17 protein-coding genes are annotated in these 18,629 nt (G+C 55.9%); 12 read left to right on the forward strand and 5 right to left on the reverse strand.

The window, feature by feature from the left end; genetic code table 11:
* The first annotated feature begins 5 nt into the window (after nucleotides 1-5).
* The 4 genes from rpsF (at nucleotide 6) to rplI (ending at nucleotide 1,793) form a co-directional block, all read left to right on the forward strand.
* Nucleotides 6-293: a 30S ribosomal protein S6 gene (gene rpsF, locus Q0X47_RS05670; protein ID WP_297723768.1), complete on the forward strand. Its 288-nt coding sequence runs from the start codon at nucleotides 6-8 to the stop codon at nucleotides 291-293.
* Between the two features lie 132 nt (nucleotides 294-425).
* Nucleotides 426-983 carry a single-stranded DNA-binding protein gene (locus tag Q0X47_RS05675; protein WP_297723769.1) on the forward strand — a complete coding sequence of 186 codons (558 nt, stop codon included), beginning with the start codon at nucleotides 426-428 and terminating at the stop codon, nucleotides 981-983.
* Nucleotides 984-1,061: 78 nt separating this feature from the next.
* Nucleotides 1,062-1,307 (forward strand): 30S ribosomal protein S18, encoded by a 246-nt coding sequence (gene rpsR / locus Q0X47_RS05680; protein WP_296181282.1) that lies wholly within the window; start codon nucleotides 1,062-1,064, stop codon nucleotides 1,305-1,307.
* A 21-nt stretch (nucleotides 1,308-1,328) separates the two neighbouring features.
* Nucleotides 1,329-1,793 (forward strand): 50S ribosomal protein L9, encoded by a 465-nt coding sequence (rplI, locus tag Q0X47_RS05685; protein ID WP_297723770.1) that lies wholly within the window; start codon nucleotides 1,329-1,331, stop codon nucleotides 1,791-1,793.
* A 54-nt stretch (nucleotides 1,794-1,847) separates the two neighbouring features.
* Here rplI and dnaB read toward each other — a convergent pair whose 3' ends face one another.
* Nucleotides 1,848-3,224, reverse strand: a complete 1,377-nt coding sequence (dnaB, locus tag Q0X47_RS05690) for a replicative DNA helicase (protein WP_297723772.1) — start codon at nucleotides 3,222-3,224, stop codon at nucleotides 1,848-1,850.
* A 677-nt stretch (nucleotides 3,225-3,901) separates the two neighbouring features.
* On the opposite strand from dnaB, the gene Q0X47_RS05695 reads away from it, so the two are divergent.
* Nucleotides 3,902-5,605 (forward strand): DASS family sodium-coupled anion symporter, encoded by a 1,704-nt coding sequence (locus Q0X47_RS05695; RefSeq protein ID WP_297723774.1) that lies wholly within the window; start codon nucleotides 3,902-3,904, stop codon nucleotides 5,603-5,605.
* A 54-nt stretch (nucleotides 5,606-5,659) separates the two neighbouring features.
* On the opposite strand, the gene Q0X47_RS05700 is transcribed toward Q0X47_RS05695, so the two are convergent.
* The 3 genes from Q0X47_RS05700 to Q0X47_RS05710 all read right to left on the reverse strand — a co-directional run bounded on the left by Q0X47_RS05700 (nucleotide 5,660) and on the right by Q0X47_RS05710 (nucleotide 8,733).
* Entirely contained in the window at nucleotides 5,660-6,805 is a 1,146-nt protein-coding gene (locus Q0X47_RS05700; protein WP_297723776.1) for a DUF418 domain-containing protein, read from the reverse strand.
* Nucleotides 6,806-6,910: 105 nt separating this feature from the next.
* Nucleotides 6,911-7,588, reverse strand: coding sequence for a response regulator transcription factor (locus Q0X47_RS05705; RefSeq protein ID WP_297723778.1), 678 nt, complete (start codon nucleotides 7,586-7,588; stop codon nucleotides 6,911-6,913).
* Nucleotides 7,585-8,733 (reverse strand): sensor histidine kinase, encoded by a 1,149-nt coding sequence (locus Q0X47_RS05710; RefSeq protein ID WP_297723780.1) that lies wholly within the window; start codon nucleotides 8,731-8,733, stop codon nucleotides 7,585-7,587. Before Q0X47_RS05710 ends, Q0X47_RS05705 begins: the two co-directional genes overlap by 4 nt.
* A gap of 322 nt (nucleotides 8,734-9,055) precedes the next feature.
* On the opposite strand from Q0X47_RS05710, the gene Q0X47_RS05715 reads away from it, so the two are divergent.
* Nucleotides 9,056-9,694: an antitoxin gene (locus tag Q0X47_RS05715; RefSeq protein ID WP_297723782.1), complete on the forward strand. Its 639-nt coding sequence runs from the start codon at nucleotides 9,056-9,058 to the stop codon at nucleotides 9,692-9,694.
* Between the two features lie 153 nt (nucleotides 9,695-9,847).
* On the opposite strand, the gene Q0X47_RS05720 is transcribed toward Q0X47_RS05715, so the two are convergent.
* Entirely contained in the window at nucleotides 9,848-11,131 is a 1,284-nt protein-coding gene (locus tag Q0X47_RS05720) for a diaminopimelate dehydrogenase (protein ID WP_297723784.1), read from the reverse strand.
* Nucleotides 11,132-11,339: 208 nt separating this feature from the next.
* On the opposite strand from Q0X47_RS05720, the gene Q0X47_RS05725 reads away from it, so the two are divergent.
* The 6 genes from Q0X47_RS05725 to Q0X47_RS05750 all read left to right on the forward strand — a co-directional run bounded on the left by Q0X47_RS05725 (nucleotide 11,340) and on the right by Q0X47_RS05750 (nucleotide 18,484).
* Nucleotides 11,340-11,906 carry a 2-oxoacid:acceptor oxidoreductase family protein gene (locus tag Q0X47_RS05725; RefSeq protein ID WP_297723786.1) on the forward strand — a complete coding sequence of 189 codons (567 nt, stop codon included), beginning with the start codon at nucleotides 11,340-11,342 and terminating at the stop codon, nucleotides 11,904-11,906.
* A gap of 66 nt (nucleotides 11,907-11,972) precedes the next feature.
* A complete protein-coding gene (locus Q0X47_RS05730; RefSeq protein WP_297723788.1) occupies nucleotides 11,973-13,331 on the forward strand; it encodes a transketolase C-terminal domain-containing protein in 1,359 nt (452 codons plus the stop codon).
* A gap of 20 nt (nucleotides 13,332-13,351) precedes the next feature.
* A complete protein-coding gene (locus tag Q0X47_RS05735; RefSeq protein WP_297723790.1) occupies nucleotides 13,352-14,503 on the forward strand; it encodes a thiamine pyrophosphate-dependent enzyme in 1,152 nt (383 codons plus the stop codon).
* A gap of 42 nt (nucleotides 14,504-14,545) precedes the next feature.
* Complete coding sequence (locus Q0X47_RS05740) at nucleotides 14,546-16,195, forward strand: NAD(P)-binding protein (protein ID WP_297723792.1); 1,650 nt, start codon at nucleotides 14,546-14,548, stop codon at nucleotides 16,193-16,195.
* 223 nt (nucleotides 16,196-16,418) lie between these two features.
* Nucleotides 16,419-16,631: a hypothetical protein gene (locus Q0X47_RS05745; RefSeq protein ID WP_297723794.1), complete on the forward strand. Its 213-nt coding sequence runs from the start codon at nucleotides 16,419-16,421 to the stop codon at nucleotides 16,629-16,631.
* The gene (locus Q0X47_RS05750; RefSeq protein ID WP_297723796.1) at nucleotides 16,628-18,484 is read left to right on the forward strand and encodes a hypothetical protein; all 1,857 of its coding nucleotides are present in this window, start codon (nucleotides 16,628-16,630) and stop codon (nucleotides 18,482-18,484) included. Before Q0X47_RS05745 ends, Q0X47_RS05750 begins: the two co-directional genes overlap by 4 nt.
* Nucleotides 18,485-18,629: the final 145 nt, after the last annotated feature.

Genomic DNA, 18,629 nt, shown 5'->3' on the forward strand with positions numbered 1-18,629 from the left:
GTTATATGCGGAAATACGAAATGATGGTGATTGTCGACCCCGAGGTCGATGAACGCACTGTCGAACCCTCGATGAGCGCCCTGTTTGGCCAGGTAGAAGACCTGGGGGGCAAAATTGAGAAACTTGATGTGTGGGGCAAGCGCAAGCTCGCCTACCCCATCTTGAAAAAGACTGACGGGATTTACGTGGTTGTCGACATGGAAACCACCCCGGAAATCGCCAAGGAATTGGATCGTCAGCTGGGCCTAAACGAGTCGATTCTGCGCACCAAACTGATGCGCAAGGATGCCTAATTTTTCCACTCAAACGGAGGCGAATTTTGGTCTCCAGGGTCCCTGATATGTTGAGTAGAGCCGGTGACGGCACCATGCAACGAGCGGATTTTGGCACCACGCCCCCGAATTGATGACAACTAAGGAGAAACAATGGCAGGCGACACGATTATCACGGTAATAGGCAACTTGACGGCGGATCCGGAACTTCGCTGGGGCCAGTCTGGCACGGCGTTGGCGTCTTTCACGATTGCGTCAACTCCGCGTTCGTTTGACCGGGCCTCCAACAGCTGGAAAGACGGCGAAGCCCTGTTCTTGCGGTGTACCGCTTGGCGGGAACTGGCGGAAAACGTTGCGGAATCCCTGCACAAGGGGTCGCGCGTCATCGCGCAAGGCCGTTTGCAGCAGCGTTCTTGGGAAGCCCAAGATGGCTCTCGGCGCACCTCAGTAGAGATGACGGTTGACGAGATTGGTCCGTCTTTGCGGTTTGCTACCGCCTCGGTGAACCGGACTCAGCGCGGTGAGGGAGGCTTTGGTGCCAACGCGAGTGGCGGCGGCTACAACAGCGTTCCTGGCACAGCTCAGCCGCAGCCCACTTACGGTGCTCCCGCCGGAGGCTCCGACGGGGACGCGTGGGGTTCGCCCGCGCCCGGCTTCGGCGCCCCGGGGGCTCCGGCTGATTCCAGTTTCCGCGATAATCCACCGTTCTAACCGGTTTGCCGCCTTTTTCCCGCGGCATTCCGGCACAACACAGATAAGTTTTTCAACACGTTATTTAAGGAGATCGATATGGGTAAGCAGATGCGCAATAACAACAAACCCATTAAGAAAAAGACCAACCCCCTAAAGGCTCAAAAGGTTGGCAACATTGACTACAAAGACACCGCTTTGCTGCGCAAGTTCATTTCGGACCGCGGCAAGATTCGCGCCCGGCGCGTCACCGGTGTAACCGTCCAGGAACAGCGTCAGATTGCGAAAGCGGTTAAGAACGCCCGCGAAATGGCTTTGCTGCCCTACTCCGGTTCCGGCCGCTAAATTTGAGGGAGGAAGTAAACAATGACTCAGAATACGAAAGTTGTTTTGACCCACGAAGTCGCCAAGCTCGGTAACGCTGGCGACGTGGTGGAAGTACGCCCCGGTTACGCTCGCAACTATCTGTTGCCGCGCCGTTTGGCGATGCCGTGGACCAAGGGATCCCAGGTGGAAATCGACCGGATGAAGGCCGCCTTGGCAAAGAAACAGATTGCCTCGATGGAAATCGCTCAGGCGGTGCAAGCCAAGCTTGCCGAGGGCGACCCGGTGTTGATTGATGCCAAGGCCGGCGCGAACGGGCGTCTGTTTGGGGCTATCACCACCGCTCAGATCGCCGCGGCGGTTAAGGAGCAAAAGGGCGCTGAAATCGACAAGCGCAAAATTGTCATCGAGAAGCCCATCAAGGCAGTCGGTACCTACCAGCTGACGGTGCGTCTGTTCGAAGAACTGACCTCACCGCTGGAAGTCACGGTGCGAGCCGAAAAGTAGAACCTAAATAGAGAACGGTGCCGGGAACCTGCGGGTTTCCGGCACCGGGCGTTTTTAGTAATCCGGGGGCGGGGGTTCCTCTTGATTGCGGTGAATCCCCGAAACGAAACGCGAAAACTTGCCTTGGAACTGCAGGTTTATAATATCGGTGCGTCCATTGCGGTGTTTGGCGATATTGAGGTCAGCTTCGCCGGGACGGTCGTCCGAGTTGTAATATTCGGGGCGGTGCAGCAACAGCACCAGGTCAGCGTCCTGCTCCAACGAACCCGATTCGCGCAAGTCACTCATCATCGGTTTCTTATCGGTACGGGACTCCGGCCCACGGTTTAGCTGAGCGACCCCAATGACCGGCACTTCCAGCTCTTTGGCCAAGAGTTTCAAGGACCGCGAAATCTCGGAAACTTCCTGTTGACGCGACTCGATGCGTTTATGTGAACTCATCAACTGAATGTAGTCCACGACAACGAGGGACAAATCTGTGGAATGCTTCAGACGCCGGCACTTGGCTCGAATATCGGGCATGGTCAGGTTCGGGGAATCGTCAATGAAGAAAGGCGCGGACTTCATTCGGTTATATGCCGAAGCGATATTGTCCCAGTTAGCTTGGTTCTGAGGGCCGTCGTTGGGCATCCCCGCAAACAGGAGGGACAGCGGCACGCTAGCCTCCGCTGACAGCATCCTCTTGATAATATCCGCGGCTGACATCTCAAGAGAAAAAATCGCCGCCGCCCGTTTCTCTTTCAAAGTCACGTGACGCAAAATATCCAGGGCAAAAGTCGATTTACCCATCGCCGGACGCGCCGCCACAATGATGAGCTGACCGGCGTGCAGGCCGTTGGTTACCCGGTCAAAATCGAGGAACCCCGTGTGAACCGTGTGCGGGTCGTCGTCGGTCTGTTGGATTTCGTCCAAGACCGGGGTCAGCAGTTCGGACAGTGGTCGATAGTCTTCAGAAGTGCGTTTCTCGCTGACCCGGTCCAGTTCGGCGTGGGCGGTGTTGATGAGTTCGTCCGCGTCAGTAGTGTCGATGGCATAACCGAGTTGGGTGATGCGGGTGCCTGCTTCGACCAAGCCGCGCAAGGTCGCCTGGTCGCGCACAATCTGAGCATAGTAGGCGGCGTTAGCGGCCGTAGGTACCGAGTGGATAACGGTGTGAATGTAATCCAAGCCACCGACGCGGGAGAGCTGACCCCGTTTTTCCAGTTCGGCAGGAACCGTCACCGGATCGGAAGCCGCTCCCGCCGCGTAGAGGTCCAGGATCGTGTTGAAAATAATCTCGTGACGTGAGTCATAGAAATCGCTGGGCAGCAGCAGCTTATAGGTGTCGGCGATGGCGTTCTTGGACAGAATCATGGCGCCGAGCACACATTGCTCAGCCAAGATGTTGTGGGGGGGAATCCGGTCGACAGCCAGATTATTTTGTTCCTCCACGCGGCCTCCTTTCACCGACACTTCACCCCCGCCTGAAAGGGGTTGAAAGATAGATATCCGGGCTCAAACCTACGCTTTCGGTTCTGACTTAGCAAACCATTTTGGTGGAAAATAGGTGGATAACCCCGAACAAGTCTGTGGATAACCGGTGGGTAAGGCGGTGAATTGTTTTTTTAAGTTTTTTATCACCTAGGCTCGTCTGTCAAAGTTATGTGAGATGTTGTGGGTTGGGAACCCACATGTTATCCACAGTCGCTGTGAATTAAAAATCGCCACATAAAATTCTCCAAACCTTTCACTACAGAAATAAGGTTCCACCGCTCAAACAGGGCATGAGCTGGGTATTTGGCATAGCAAAATGCCTCTTTAGCACACTTGAGGGCGTTTATGCAAGAAACGAGGAGGAAATGTGTTTCAAAAAAACGCAATTTTATCCACAGGTTATCCACACCCCCGAAAAATCGCGGGAAAACCCGAAAAACCGTGGCGCCGAACTCGTGAATAACCAAGGTTTGAAAAAATAAAATCCCAATCTGTGACACAGGGATAACCTGGACGTTTACCAAGAAAACCCCAAGAAAAGCCCTCGACCTGGTATTTGCCCTTCTAATTCTCATGTAGAATGTGCAAAGTCAGCTCAAAGCTGAGCCGATTAAACACGAAAGGCACGCGAAAGTATGAGTGTGAAGGAAGTCCCTCCGGTCGACAAACACGATGTGGAGCAATCTGAGGGCGAAAAGAAAATCTCAAAGGTCCGTTTGATTGGGCTTTTCGGTGGCGTCATCCTGGGTGCCATCGTTTACTTTTTAATTCCTCGTGACGCGGTGGACATTATTACGCAGTCCGTTGGCGCCGACGTCATCGAAGAAGAAGAAATGAATGTGGGCGCGGTGTACCTGGTCGCCGGTATCGCGGTCATGATGGCTATCTGGTGGATGACCGAAGCTATCTCCCTGGCGGCTACGGCAATGGTTCCGCTGGTGTTATTCCCGCTGCTGGGAGTTAACGACTATGCGGGCACCGCCGGATCCTATGCTTCGGACACGATTTACCTGTTCATGGGCGGGTTCATCCTGGCTATCGCCATGCAGCGCTGGCACTTTGACCGGCGTGTGGCGCTGGGTATCGTCCGCATCGTCGGGGTCAAACCCCGCCGCCTGGTGCTGGGCTTTATGATTGCTACCGGGTTCATCTCGATGTGGGTGTCCAACACCGCAACCGCTGTGATGATGCTGCCCATCGGCCTGTCCGTGATTCAGCTGTTTGAATCCGCTCAGGACAAAAACGCCGCCGTTAGTAAAGGTCTGGATGTGGAAGCCGCCTACGGCGGAGCTATCCACGGTGGTGTCATGTCCGGTCTGTTGAACGAAGGCGACGACGTGGCCTCAACCACGGCGGAAAAGCACGGTATCAAGCGGTCCAACTTCGCTGTCGGTTTGATGTTGGCCATCGCCTACTCGGCCTCTATCGGCTCGCTGGCGACCCCCATCGGGACTCCGCCGAACACCCTTTTGAAGGCATACATGAGCGATACCCTGCACTACGACATCAACTTCGGCAAGTGGTTCCTGATGGGTCTGCCGATGGTTATTGTCTTTACGCTGTTCGCCTGGTGGATTTTGACCTTCGTCATGTTCAAGCCGGAAATCGAGGAAATCCCCGGTGGCAAGGAACTCATCAACGAGGAATACGCCAAGCTCGGGAAACTACGCGGCGGCGAACTGCTGGTTATGTTGCTGTTCCTCTTGGCCGTGTTCTGCTGGATTTTCGTGCCGCTGATTTTGAAGGCCACCGGTATCGAAGGCCCGAAGAAGCTCGACGCTATCGTGGCGATGAGCGTAGCGGTGCTGCTGTTCATTATTCCCGGCAAGACCAACGGGGAACGTCTGGTGACGTGGAACGAAGCCAAGACGATTCCGTGGGACATCTTGCTGCTGTTCGGTGGCGGTCTGTCACTGTCCAAGCAGTTCCAGCACACCGGCTTGTCCAACTACATCGGTGAGATGGTGAAGGGACTGGCGGGTGCGCCCATTGTGATTATCGTCCTGGCCGTGGCTGCCCTGGTGCTGGCGCTGACCGAGTTGACCTCGAACACCGCTACCGCGGCCGCGTTCCTGCCGATTATCGGTGGCGTGGCTATGGGTATCGGTCTGCAAGGCCCGAACGTGATGATTATGACGATTCCGGCCGCTCTGGCTGCGACCTGCGCGTTTATGCTACCGGTCGCGACCCCGCCAAACGCTATCGCTTACGGTTCTGGGTACCTCAAGATTGCGGATATGATCAAGGGCGGTTTCATCATCGCCCTGGTGGGCTTGGTGTTGATTACCATCACCGTATTTGCCTTGGCTATCCCCATCTTCGGTTTGGCTCTGCCATAAACGATGGCTAGTTACAAACGTGTCGGTCGGCGGGTTTCGCCGGCCGACAGGTTTTTAATCGTGCAAGCCCGGTGCAGTGCGGGGGCGTGGGGGAGGATCGCTGAGGCGAGCCAGGAGAGCCTCCAGCGGACCCTTGCCAAACCGTAACCGCCACAGGCTCGCGGCCAGCAGGAAAACCGCAATCATAATGATGAGGGAGGGGATGAGCCCGGGATACCCGAACAGACGGAACGTAATCGCGTGCCAGATGACGTGGAGGGTATAGGTGGTCAGCGCCATCGAACCCAACGCTGCCACCGGGGACAAAAACCGGTTGAAGGTCGGCCCTGCCAGCAGCAACAGGGAAGTCAGTCCGATGCACCAAGCGGTATTGGCCACGGTTTCCGCTACGGAATCCGTATGTGGAGCGATATAGACCAGGGTTTGATACCAAAACTGGGCCGGGGTGGGGTTGGCGATAGACAGGGTGTCTTGATTGAGAATGACCCCGGAAATGCGTCCCAGACGTAGCGAATCAATGGCGGTGCCGACCCCGAAAACCACGAAAGCCACACCCAGCCCGAGGCCCGCCCCGACCTTCTGCAGTCGACGCGACCGCGGGCTCGTCCCCGCCCAACCAAAACGCCACAGAATCAGTCCGGTCAATACATAGATGAGGAACGTGGGCATCTGATAGTCATTGAGTCCCAGGACGACCCCGATTTCGGACGGTAAAAACAGCAGATTGAGGTAGTGCCACAGCGGAATACCCACCACCAGCAACAGTCCGATGACCCACAGCAGGCTCCGAACGGAGAGGCCAGAAAGGAACAGGGCGCAAATCATCCACACCCCGTAGTTATCGAGAATCAGCAGGATACGGGTGTTGAAAAGGCTGAGCAGGGCAGCGATGAGGATTAAGACAGCGGCACGCACCAGGATTTTTTCACTGTAATAGCGACGCGACAGTGCGGGGGAGTCGGCAAAACGCCGCGCCATCCGGTCTTGCATGATGCCCATCGAAACCCCCGCGAGAAGTGCGAAGAGCGGGGCGGAACGTCCGTGAGACAAGGCCATCACGCTAGAGACGGGACCTTGCACCGAAACCCACATATGCGCGGTGAACATCCCCAAAATGGCCAGGCCGCGAGCCATATCCAAGCCGACGACCCGACCGGTCAGAGCCGGGCGCCCCAGCAGCCGCTGCGCAAAATCCGTCACAGAGGCAGTCTAGCTGACTTGGGGAGTGGAACTGATATTGCCGGAAATCACGTTTCATTCAAAACAATTTTGTCAAAGTATGGTGGGAAATTGTAACACGTTTGGTTAAACCGGTGGTGCCTGGTCCAGACCCAGACGGATTATCTGCATGGTCAATTCTCCGCGGCGCATACCAAGTTTTGCGAGGGCACATTTCACGTACGTACTCACGGTATTTATGGACAGTCCGGTTTCGGCCGCGATTTCTTTGTTGGAGTAAGCCTTGCCTATGAGTTGAACGACTTGGCGTAAATGCTGGGGTAAAGCATCGATTTGGGATTGCAGCTGCAGGTTAGCAGGTTGAGGATTGGTTGACACGAAATAATCCATAACCATAGATAACGGCTTGTTATCCAGGGCGTTCCCGCCTCTGTACACCCGTTTAATGGCCTCACCAATCTCGCGGAACTCAGTCTCTTTGGTCAGAAATCCTTTTGCTCCGGCTGTTAAGGCCGCACGTAGCATATCGGGACGTTCAAAAGCGGTCAGCATAATAATCCGTTCGTCCGGATTGTGTGTCAGCGCGGATGTAACCGTTTCAATACCACTCATCCCCGGCATGGCCACATCTAATAGCACCACATCGTGATTTGTGTTCTCAATGAGATTCATCACCTCAAGACCGTTCCCTGCCTTGCCGACGATTGTTATGTAATCCAAACTGTTCAGGAGGATGCTCATCTCGTGCATATAAAGGTCATCATCGTCTGCAAAAATGACCTTAATAACTTCCTGTCCGCTCACTTTGTCACTTCCATCTCGAGAGGGATGGTGATGTGTAACACCCAATGCTCCCCAGTCCGTCCCGCCTCGAGGACACCACCTGAAATATGAACTTGCTCCCCCAAAAGTTTCAAACCCCTGCCGCTGCTCAACACCGGATTGACAGAGAAAGAACTAATTGAATTCATCATCGTGAAATCTACTATTCCTTCCGTATTGTCAACCTCAATAGACACACGACACGGCTTTTCAGGGTTGCCGTACTTTATCAAGTTCGTCAGGGCTTCACGGACACATTCACGCAACAAGCTGGTGACGGTGGTACTCAGTGTGCGCAGGTTCTCAGGGTCGGTGTCGATTTCTACGTTGAAGCCAAATCCCGTCGCGATGTCTCTAGCCGTATCTAGCGAGGTGGCGAGGGGTGTGGGGGTTGCTTTCAGTGTAGGGTTTTGTCCCAGCACACTTAATGTTCTTCGCAGTTCGCTGAGGGCTCGCACAGACTCTCCATGCAGCAACTCCAAGCGTAGTCTGGTTTCCTCACTTGTTTCGGGGGAACCCTTAGCATCTTCCAATAGTTTGGCCGACAGGGTTGTCAATCGGGAGAGCGTTCCTGCTGTATAGTTGTGCAACTCTGCTGACAATTCCTGCTTGGTCTGTAATTGAGCTAATTCGTAACGGTGTTGTTCCATCACCGAATGTATGTTCAGTCGCAAATTTTCTTCAATGTACTGGCGCAGCACAAAACCTGCCCCGAAAGCAAAAAGCAGGAGCAAGGCGTAAAAAACGCTGGCAATCGTATTGTATTTACCAGCAAAACCAATCAATATCGCGAGTGAACTGACGAGCGTTGCAATCAAGCTCTGCTTCCACCAGCCGCGCCAAGACCAGTCAAAAATCACCGGAATCGTCAAGTACACCACCAGACCAAATTCAACCGTGGGTACCACATTCATAGCAACGACAGCAGCAATAAAAACCCATCCACCTACGCGAGGGAAAAATATGTAGCCAAGGAAAACTACGAATCCGATTAGTTCACCTAAAACACTCCAGGGGTTGTCACGAATTCGGATAATGCTGAAGTCAAGAACAACACCAAGGAGCAGCACAGCTAAAAGAATCTTATTCCTGGAAATCCAGGGTAAACAAGGTTTTGTAAGGTGCAAACTTCCCTCCCCATGATGCTTAGACTCAGCATAGCTGGGGAATGATGTCGCAGATTGTGATTTCAGAGTGTTCCTCGGCTATTAAGTCGCTGTGCGGCCCACAGGCTCCGAGAGTCAGACCCACGGTGCCTAGAAAAACAATTTGAACAGCAATAATACGCATCAAAGCTTCCTCGTAAAGATGTTTAAACGCACTCTATCGGAATCGTCTCTGAGGTGGAATACCCCAATTTTGGGATATTTTCATGACTGCAGTTTTGCCCTAGTGTGGGAGGTGACGGTCAAACCGGCCATAAATTCGTGTGAAAAGAGGGGCTTTGCAATGATTAATGTTGGTTCGTTCCAAGGGACGTCGATGCCTAATGTCAGTCCTCACGTTTCGACCGCGCAGGGCTTTCAGAAATCGATGGAAACGACCTCATCAGTGACTGTTTCCCAAGGTGGGGTGGAAGCCTGGGGAACTAAGGTCGATTTGAGCTATATGTTTGACAAGCTTGAAAAGCACGGGTTTATCAGTGCGGATGAGCGAGCCTATTTGACACAGAAAGTTACTGAACGCAGCCAAATTTATAAGGCGGTCTCTGATTTGAAGGGGCCTGGTCTGGCGGCCAATGCAGCATACAAAATGCAGGAAGGTGTTTTGCTGCCTAACGGTGTTTTAACTTTGGCAGATGACCGAAGGACGGTGCAGCGTTTGGCGCAGTTGACGCGTTACGAAGTTCAAACCATTGAGGCCGCGCAGGGGTCAGATATGGGCATCGGTCAAATCGGGATGTTAGCAACAACTGTTGCATTGTCAAAGGAAAAAGGCATCATCAGCGGCGAGCTGGGCTTGAAAGATTTTAATATGCTGAAAAACTGGTTTAAAGAAAACGGTAAACCTGGAAGCAGCGAGTTCATCGAAACCCAGGAAATGCTCAGTAAGCTTTATGACCTTCTAGCCAGCAAAGACAAGCATTAGGTCACACACTTATACACATCTGTCTAGGCTTCGATTCCAGTTCAAATTGGTGTTCATCAGCAATTATAGAGGCATCAGAAACTGCTTGAACTGTTAGTCTGTGAACGCCGGCGTTGTATTGCCGGGTGGTGTCACCAAGACACCAAGGAATACCTATGACCCGGAAATCTGGAAACGGAGCTTTTCCGGCGGGTCGGGGTGCAGCCAGATGGGGGGAATCTCCATCATCGTGTGGGCCCCTGACCAGCCAGCTTGCCCGGCACGGTAAGCCGCCCGGGCTGCTGCCACCATGACGTAGGCGGTGAACTCGGGGTTATCATCCATGTCGATTTCCAACTTAATCTGTTCGTTGATGCCTTGGGAGGTCGAGGCACGCGACAAAATTAGCCCTGCGTGGGTCAGCCGCGAGTGAAACTCGCGCATTTCGTCGGGGCTTAAGAACGTGACCTGGGTGTCGTAGTCGGCGAACCAGCCCGGCATGGCGATGATTTCCTCACGCAGCTGTTCCTTGTCATAGGCCGGGTCAGCCACTACATAGCATTCCATGTAGTGCAGGGCTTTGCGGGAATCATCATAGATTGGTTCCCCGTTTAGTACCGCCGTGAGGGGCTCCTCTTTGGGCACCTGGTAAGCCACCGCATCCAACACGCCCTCGAAAGCGCGAATCGCGTTGGACCACTGCATGGAAATCCCGCGCCCCCAAAATGTGTAGGTTTTCGTTTTCGGGAACAGGGAGTCAGAGATGACTCGGAACATTGACATCAGGCCGGGTTCCCACCCCACCGCACACAAAGACACGTGTTTGGTGGATTGCCCCGCCTGGTCTACCGCCGCGAAATAGTCGGGGAAGGGCTGATAGACGGGCTGGAAAACGGGTTCTTTGATGAACGCCGGCAGCATCATGCCCGAGACTTCGTGGATGGCTTCATCAGGGTTTTTCTCCTCAGTCGTGTCGGGTGCCGCGTTTGTGTCCGGCGGTGCGTCTGGGGTTGCCGCAGACGCATCAGCCTCTTGTTCTACGCCCGCCGCAGCGTCACGAGCCGCCTGGCGTTCGGCGATGTCTTTCGCCATCCGTTCGAGTTCCTCCAGGCGGAACTGACGTTTCGCTTCGACTTCCTCGGCGGTGGGTGGTTTGCCGCGCAAGGGGTGGGCGTCGACCGTGTGGAAATACTGGGCCAGCTGGGGGGTTTCTTGCTGCAGTTTTGTCCCTAGGGTGTCGCAGATAATGACGACGTCGATACGGTCGGCGAACTGGGCTACGGTAGCGGTGGGGTAAACCTTGGCGTAGGCGTTTTGGAGTTTTTGCGGGTCGCGTTTGGAAAAAATCGCCACCAGCTCCAGGTCACGACACTTGCTGACCGCTTTGGCGGCTGCCTTGCCATAGTTGCCGAATCCGACCACTCCGACGCGAATACGCGTGTCTTCTTGCTGTGTCATCGCTGCCCCCATTGGCTCGTGCGTGTCATAATTTTAGCGTTAATTGACTAAAAAATGAGGAAATCGAGAAGTAGTCACGTTTTTAGCAAGTCAATACTGCCTTTAAAGGTAAACCTAACTCGAGAATTTTTTCGGGGTGTTCATTGAAAAACCCCCAGATTTGTCCAGTTCTGAGGACAAAATCGGGTTGGCAACATAAGCTCGAAACATGGTTGAAATTCGAGTACACGGTCGCGGTGGTCAGGGTGTGGTTACCGCTTCTGATCTAATGGCTTACGCGGCTTTTGCTGACGGCCACCACGCCCAAGCCTTCCCGTCTTTCGGGTCGGAACGGACCGGCGCTCCCGTCGTGAGCTATTGCCGGATTGAAGATAGAGAAATTCGCTCCCGGGAACCCATCTTGGATCCCGATATCGTCATCGTCCAAGACCCGACCTTGCTGGCCATTATGGATCCGTTTTCGGGGCTGAAAGACGACGGATACGCGCTGGTTAACTCCCAAAAGACTGCCGCTGAATTGGGCGTGTCTGAGTTGGAGGCGAGGCTGCCACGGGGTCACTTTATGGCGATGCCCGCTTCTGAAATCGCCCTGGAAAAGCTGGGACGTCCCCTGCCGAACGCGGTTTTGCTGGGAGGGTTGGCGGCGCTGACCGGGATTATCAAACTGGAATCGGTGGAGGACGCCATCCGCGGCAAGTTCAAAGGCAAAGTTGGCGATTCCAACGTAGCAGCGGCCGCAGCCGCTTATGAATACGTGAAAAACAATATGGCCTGAGAGACGCCAACGGTACCGGGACGGTGTGGTGCGCCCCGGACTTGAGAGTAAAAGGAAGAAGAAACAATGCTGAAACAAATCGAAGGCTCCCAGGCGATTGCTCGAGCCGTCGCGGCTTGCCAGCCCAACGTGGTCGCCGCCTACCCCATCAGTCCCCAAACCCACATTGTTGAGGCCCTGTCCGCCCTGGTGAAGTCCGGGCAGTTGGAACATTGCGAATACGTCAACGTCGAGAGCGAGTTTGCGGCCATGAGCGCCTGTATCGGCTCTTCGGCAGTGGGGGCGCGTTCCTACACCGCCACCGCTTCACAAGGTTTGCTCTATATGGTTGAGGCCGTGTATAACGCTGCCGGTCTGGGTTTTCCCATCGTGATGACCGTGGCGAACCGGGCCATCGGCGCGCCCATCAACATTTGGAATGACCACAGCGACTCGATGAGCCAGCGCGATTCCGGGTGGATACAACTGTTCGCCGAAAACAATCAGGAGGCCGCGGACCTGCACGTGCAAGCGTTCCGCATCGCGGAGGAACTCAGCGTTCCGGTGATGGTGTGCATGGACGGCTTTATTTTGACCCACGCGGTCGAACAGGTCGACCTGCCGGAACCCGAACAGGTCAAACAGTTCCTGCCGCCCTACGAACCGCGTCAGGTACTGGACCCCGACGACCCGCTGTCTATCGGCGCGATGGTCGGCCCCGAAGCCTTCACCGAGGTGCGCTACATCGCCCACCACAAGATGCTGCAGGCTATCGACCTTATCCCTCAGGTGCAGTCCGAATTTAAGAGTATTTTTGGCCGAGACTCCGGTGGCTTGCTGCACACGTACCGTTGCGAGGACGCCGAAACCATTATCGTGGCGCTGGGCTCCGTGGTCGGCACGCTAAAGGACGTGGTGGACCAGCGGCGTGAGAACGGCGAAAAAATCGGCATTATGTCCCTCGTGTCCTTCCGGCCTTTCCCGTTCGCCGCTATCCGCGAGGTCCTGCAGGGCGCAAAGCGCGTCGTCTGCCTCGAAAAAGCCTTCCAGCTGGGGATTGGCGGGATTGTTTCCTCCGAGCTGCGCGCGGCGATGCGCGGCCTGCCGTTTACCTGTTATGAAGTCATCGCCGGGCTGGGCGGGCGCAACATCACCAAGAATTCCCTGCACGCCATGCTGGATCAGGCCGTGGCGGACACCCTCGAGCCCCTGACCTTTATGGACCTGGATATGGAACTGGTGCGAGGGGAACTGGAGCGGGAGGCTGCGACCCGACGCTCCGGCGCTTTTGCCACCAACGTGCAACGCGAACGGGTGCTGCGCACCAACGCAAAGATTGCCGAGTCCGGGCCGAAACCCAAGGCGGATAAGGTCGGCAACCCGCGCGTGGCTTCCCCTTCCATCAAGCAAGACGCCGTGTCGGTAGTGCCCGATCAGGCTGAATAATCCGGAACAGAGGAGAAAAAATGACTGAAATCACTCAATCTGCACAGACCGAAATTCCGGCTCGCGAACAGGTCAAGTTCTATCAAGTCGGCTCGTTCGCGGTGGGTAACCGTTTGGCGGACCTGCAGTGGCGTTCCTTGCAATCCGACCCGAACCGGAAAAACTCCCTGACTTCGGGACACCGCGCCTGCCAGGGCTGCGGCGAGGCACTGGGTGCCCGTTACGCTATCGATACCGCTACGACTGTGGCCAACGGCAAAATGGTGGCTATCAACGCGACCGGGTGCTTGGAAGTGTTTTCCACCCCGTACCCGGAAACCGCGTGGACGATTCCCTGGATGCACTCCCTGTTCGGCAACGCTGCCGCGGTGGCGGCCGGAGCGGCCGCGGGTTTGAAAGCGATGGGTAAGGACGATATTCGCGTCGTCGCCCAGGGCGGGGACGGCGGTACTGTTGATATTGGCATGGCTTGCCTGTCCGGGATGTTTGAGCGCAATGACGATGTCCTGTTTATCTGTTACGACAACGAAGCCTATATGAACACCGGGGTACAGCGTTCCGGCGCGACCCCCCCGGCGGCACGTACCGCGACGACTCAGCCGGTCGGTGAACATCCCGGGAACGTATTCACCCAGGGTAAAGACATGCCGCGGATTGCGATGGCCCACGAGATTCCTTATGTCGCCACCGCGACCGTCGCGGATTTGCGTGACCTGGAATACAAGGTGCAAAAGGCCATGACCTACCGTGGGGCGCGCTACCTGCATGTTTTGGTGCCCTGTCCGTTGGGGTGGGGTTCGAACTCGAACCTGACTGTCACCTTGGCTCGTCTGGCCATTCAGACCGGGCTGTTTCCGGTGTATGAAGCAGAGAACGGAGAGATTACTTCCGTCACTAAGATTCGCCGTCCCGCCCCGGTCGAGGCGTATTTAAAGCCGCAGCGCCGTTTTGCTCACGTGTTCAAAGGGCCGGATTCGCGCGAAGTGTTGGCACGGATTCAAGCCATCGCGGACCGCAATATTAAACGGTACGGCTTGATTGAGATGGATTCGCTGGACGAGGACGTGCGGGAACGCATCTTGAGCGCCCCCGACGATCCGGCCGGTCGTTTCGCTGCGGCGCTGCCCGGACGGCAGGCAATGGACGTGAGCAACGAACCCGATAACGACTAACGGGCGCCCGGAACCTATTGAAGAAGTTAGAGGAAAACGAAGATGACACAAGCCAAAGCTGAACTAAAGAAAGACGAGACCATTCCTTTTGCGATTACCCTCGAGGTTGGTTCTTCCCTTGAGAACGAAACCGGCTCGTGGCGCACCGAACGGCCCGTCTATGTGAGCAACTTGCCGCCATGCAACAAGGCTTGCCCGGCCGGCGAAAACTGCCAACGATGGCTGTTTTACGCCGAAGAAGGCAGGTATCGCCAGGCCTGGGAACAGATGATGGCCGATAACCCGCTACCGGCGGTGATGGGACGCGTGTGCTACCACCCTTGTCAGACCGCCTGCAACCGCGGCATGGTGGACGAAGCGGTGGGTATCAACGCGATTGAACGTTTCGTGGGGGACAAGGCCCTGCTGGAGGGGTGGACGGTCGGCTTGCTCGCCCCGGAAAGTGGCAAGAAAGTGCTGGTGGTGGGGGCGGGTCCCTCCGGGCTGTCGGCCGCCTACCATCTGCGTCGGATGGGCCACACCGTCACGGTGCGCGACGCCGGTCCGATGGCGGGAGGCATGATGCGGTTCGGGATTCCCTCCTACCGGCTGCCGCGCGGCATTCTGGATCAGGAAGTGAAACGTATCGCCGATATGGGGGTCACTTTTGAGTTCAACTCGAAAGTAGAGAACGTGGCCGAAGTCGCCGGCGATTTTGATGCCGTGTTCCTGGCTATCGGAGCCCAGATGGGGCGTCACGCCGACATTCCCGCCGGAGATTCCGCGAAAGTTATGGACGCGGTGGATATGTTGGCGGACATGGAAAACGACGAGAAACCGATGCTGGGACGCCGGGTTGTCATTTATGGTGGCGGGAATACGGCCGTGGACGCGGCCCGTACCGCGAAACGCCTGGGCGCTGAGGAGGCCATCATTGTGTATCGCCGGACCCGCGACCGCGCCCCCGCCCACGATTCGGAAATTATGGAGGCCGAGGAAGAAGGCGTCATGATGAAGTGGCTGTCCACGATTAAGCACGTGGACGGCGGGGCCATCAAGATTGAGAAAATGGTGTTGAACGAGGACGGTTTCCCGGTCGGCACCGGCGAATATGAGGAGTTGGGTGCCGACTCCGTCATTATGGCGCTGGGTCAGGAAACCGATTTGGGTATCGTCGAGAACGCCCCCGGCATCGAGATTGAAAAAGGCGTGGTCAAGGTCGATTCCCGCATGATGACCGGAATGAAAGGCGTGTTCGCCGGGGGCGACATGGTGCCCTCCGAACGTACCGTCACCATCGCGATTGGCCACGGCAAGAAAGCTGCCCGCTGCATCGACGCCTACCTTCACGGTGAGGAATACCGGGCGGGGGACAAAGCCCCCGACGCCTCCATCAAACGCATGAACACCTGGTATTATGCAGACGCTCCCCGCCGGATTCGCGACAAAATTGAGGGGCCGCGCCGCGCCTCGACCTTTGACGAAGTCGTGCAGGGCCTGGACGAAGAATCGGCCGTATTCGAGGCTCGCCGCTGCATGAGCTGCGGAAACTGTTTCGGGTGCGACAACTGTTTCGGAGTCTGCCCGGACAACGCCATCACCAAGATTCGACCCACCGAGTACGTATTCAAATACGACTACTGCAAGGGCTGCGGCATCTGCGCCGAAGAATGCCCGTGCGGGGCGATTTCGATGGTTCCCGAAAATATTTAGACCCGGTTAGGGTGCCGGCTCGGTCAAGGTTTTGTAAAAACTTGGCCGAGCCGGCGGGTTTTTAGGTAGTTTTTTGCTCAAAAGTCCGGGTGTTCAGGGTTTTCCACAGGCTCGGTGAGGTGGGGTTATCCACTTTTACAACGTTCACAAGTACGGTGGGGCCGTTTTTCCGGTTACGTTGGGTGTGCGGAGCCTCCCGTGTGACGGTGAAAAAAGGGGGAAGATGATGGCGCAGATGTGTTACTGGGGACTGTTCAGTCGGCAACATGCTCAGGCGTTAGCGTATTTTTGCAAGTCTGAAAACCGGACGTGGCTGGGACTGGCGGCACAAGCCTATAACGATCAGTGGCGAGACCGGCTACGAGACTTAGAAATCTTGGGCGACTATATAAACGAGTTGGAGGACGCGAAAGCCAGCTTGGAGGCACTGCTGTGAGCTGGCTCGACGATGTGTCCATCGGTGACGACCGCAGTCCGATGGTGGGCCACCCCCAAGATTTTTTGGTAGGCGGGGGGCCCGGTCTGTGCGTGGACACCGAAGAGATGGAACGCATAGGGGCGAGCCTGCAGCACAGCGCCCAAGCCCTGGACGTGTTGAGTCACTGGATACCGGCCGAACAATCCCGCCTGGCACACCGATACTATGTGGTGCACGCCCGGCTGGTGAGGTTGTGTGAAACCCCGGAAGGTGCCGCCGAGTATGGCCCGCAACTGGCGGCCCTGGAATCGGCGTGGGTCCGGTTTGAGAACGCGGCCACGCTGGCGTGTCAAGGTAGCTGCGGTACCGTGGCTCTGAGCCAAAAAATCGAGTCGCTGTTCCAGCAGCTCGAACGGGCCACGGGTCTGTATAAACTGACCGAGGACGACCTCAGAAACCTGTTTGGAGCCTTTGATTTCGAAACGATTACGATGCACCTAGTGGCTCAACATCTGGCTTTACGACAATACTTCCCCGCCAGTTTCACCGTCGATGGCCGGGTGTACCGTACGAAACAGATGAGCGATACTGAACTGGCCGCGGTGTTCCTGTCGTGGCTGCAGGAAAAGCTCGGCGCCCAGTACTACGGGGCATCGAACTCGCTGCAGGTCAGCGGCAACGGCAGCAACACCATCCTGCACACCCCCGGCTTTGAGGATTCTCCGGAACTGAACGCCGCTTTTGATGGCTGGTTTGACCACGTCACCCCCCAGGAGGTGATTCATGCCTACGAGTGGGACGACCCCCTCGTCGTGGCCGGGGTATTGCTCTTTGGACCGATACAGTTCTTTACCTATCGGGGCATCTTGGAAAAAACCGGTGTCGTGCCGCGAAAAACTATGCCTTTTGGCAAACAGCTACCCGCACTGTGGCTGCGGACCTACGACCAGGAAGCGTATGCCAAGTTTGCCGCCAGCCAGCAAGAGACTCGTGACATACGCCGGGCGAACTTTTCCCAAACCCCTACGGGCAAATTCATCGGGACAGACCGGACCCAACGCTTGGAACGCAAACTGTTGGCGACCCAAGACTACAACCCCCGCGTTCAAGGCGGGGGCGCCGGACTGGGGTGGACGGCACAAGGCAATCGTGCCGGGGCCACCCGAACGTTTCCAAAGAACCCTGGTGACGTGTTCCGCTATTCCAACACAATCGACCCTTACGGGAACAACGGGGCGTTTGAAATCCAAAGGTGGCGCAACGCCACAGGTCAGAAAGGGGTGCGGGTCATTTTGCGCGGTACCGAGAGTTGGGACGCCGGTTCGGGAATGCCCCAGGATATGTTGACGAACACGGAAGCGGTGGCGGGACTGGAAACCGGTCCGGCGCGGGCGGTCGCGGTGGCTCTGGAAAGTATGGGAGTGGATAGCGCGACCCCGGTGGAACTGGTGGGGCATTCCCAAGCGGGGATTGTGGCGGCGAACCTGGCGGCGGACCCGTCCTTCACCAGCCACTATAACGTGCGTTCGGTGATTACAGCCGGTTCGCCGGTGGCGGGAGCGATGGGTCGGGTTCCCGAAAGCGTCCACATGATTTCGTTTGAAAACAGCAACGACCTGGTGCCCAAGCTGGAGGCGGAGCTGAACCCGGGTTCGGCGGACCACGTCACGGTGTGGGCCAACCGCGGCAGCCTGTTTAACATTCCCGAGGCGCACAATCGGGATTCGGTTTATGCCAAAATGGCGGACGATTTCCTGAACGCACACTATTCGCAAGGTGATTATTTCCTGAAATGTCGTAACAATGACATGAATCTTAATCACAAAATCATGTTTGCCGATTCCCAGCGGTTCGAAATGACCCGCAAATAATTCTTAGAAGAATTGCAGGTTAACTCGTTTGGAAAATTAATTCTACAGCAAACAAATTGCGGTCTTTCAGGCATTTCTCATTGATATCCAGGGCAAACACTCTTCCGTTCGAGGGGGTTAAAACGTTACTATTAGAAGGAAGAAG

Source organism: uncultured Mobiluncus sp. (assembly GCF_947254095.1).
In the GTDB taxonomy this organism is placed as follows: Bacteria; Actinomycetota; Actinomycetes; order Actinomycetales; family Actinomycetaceae; genus Mobiluncus.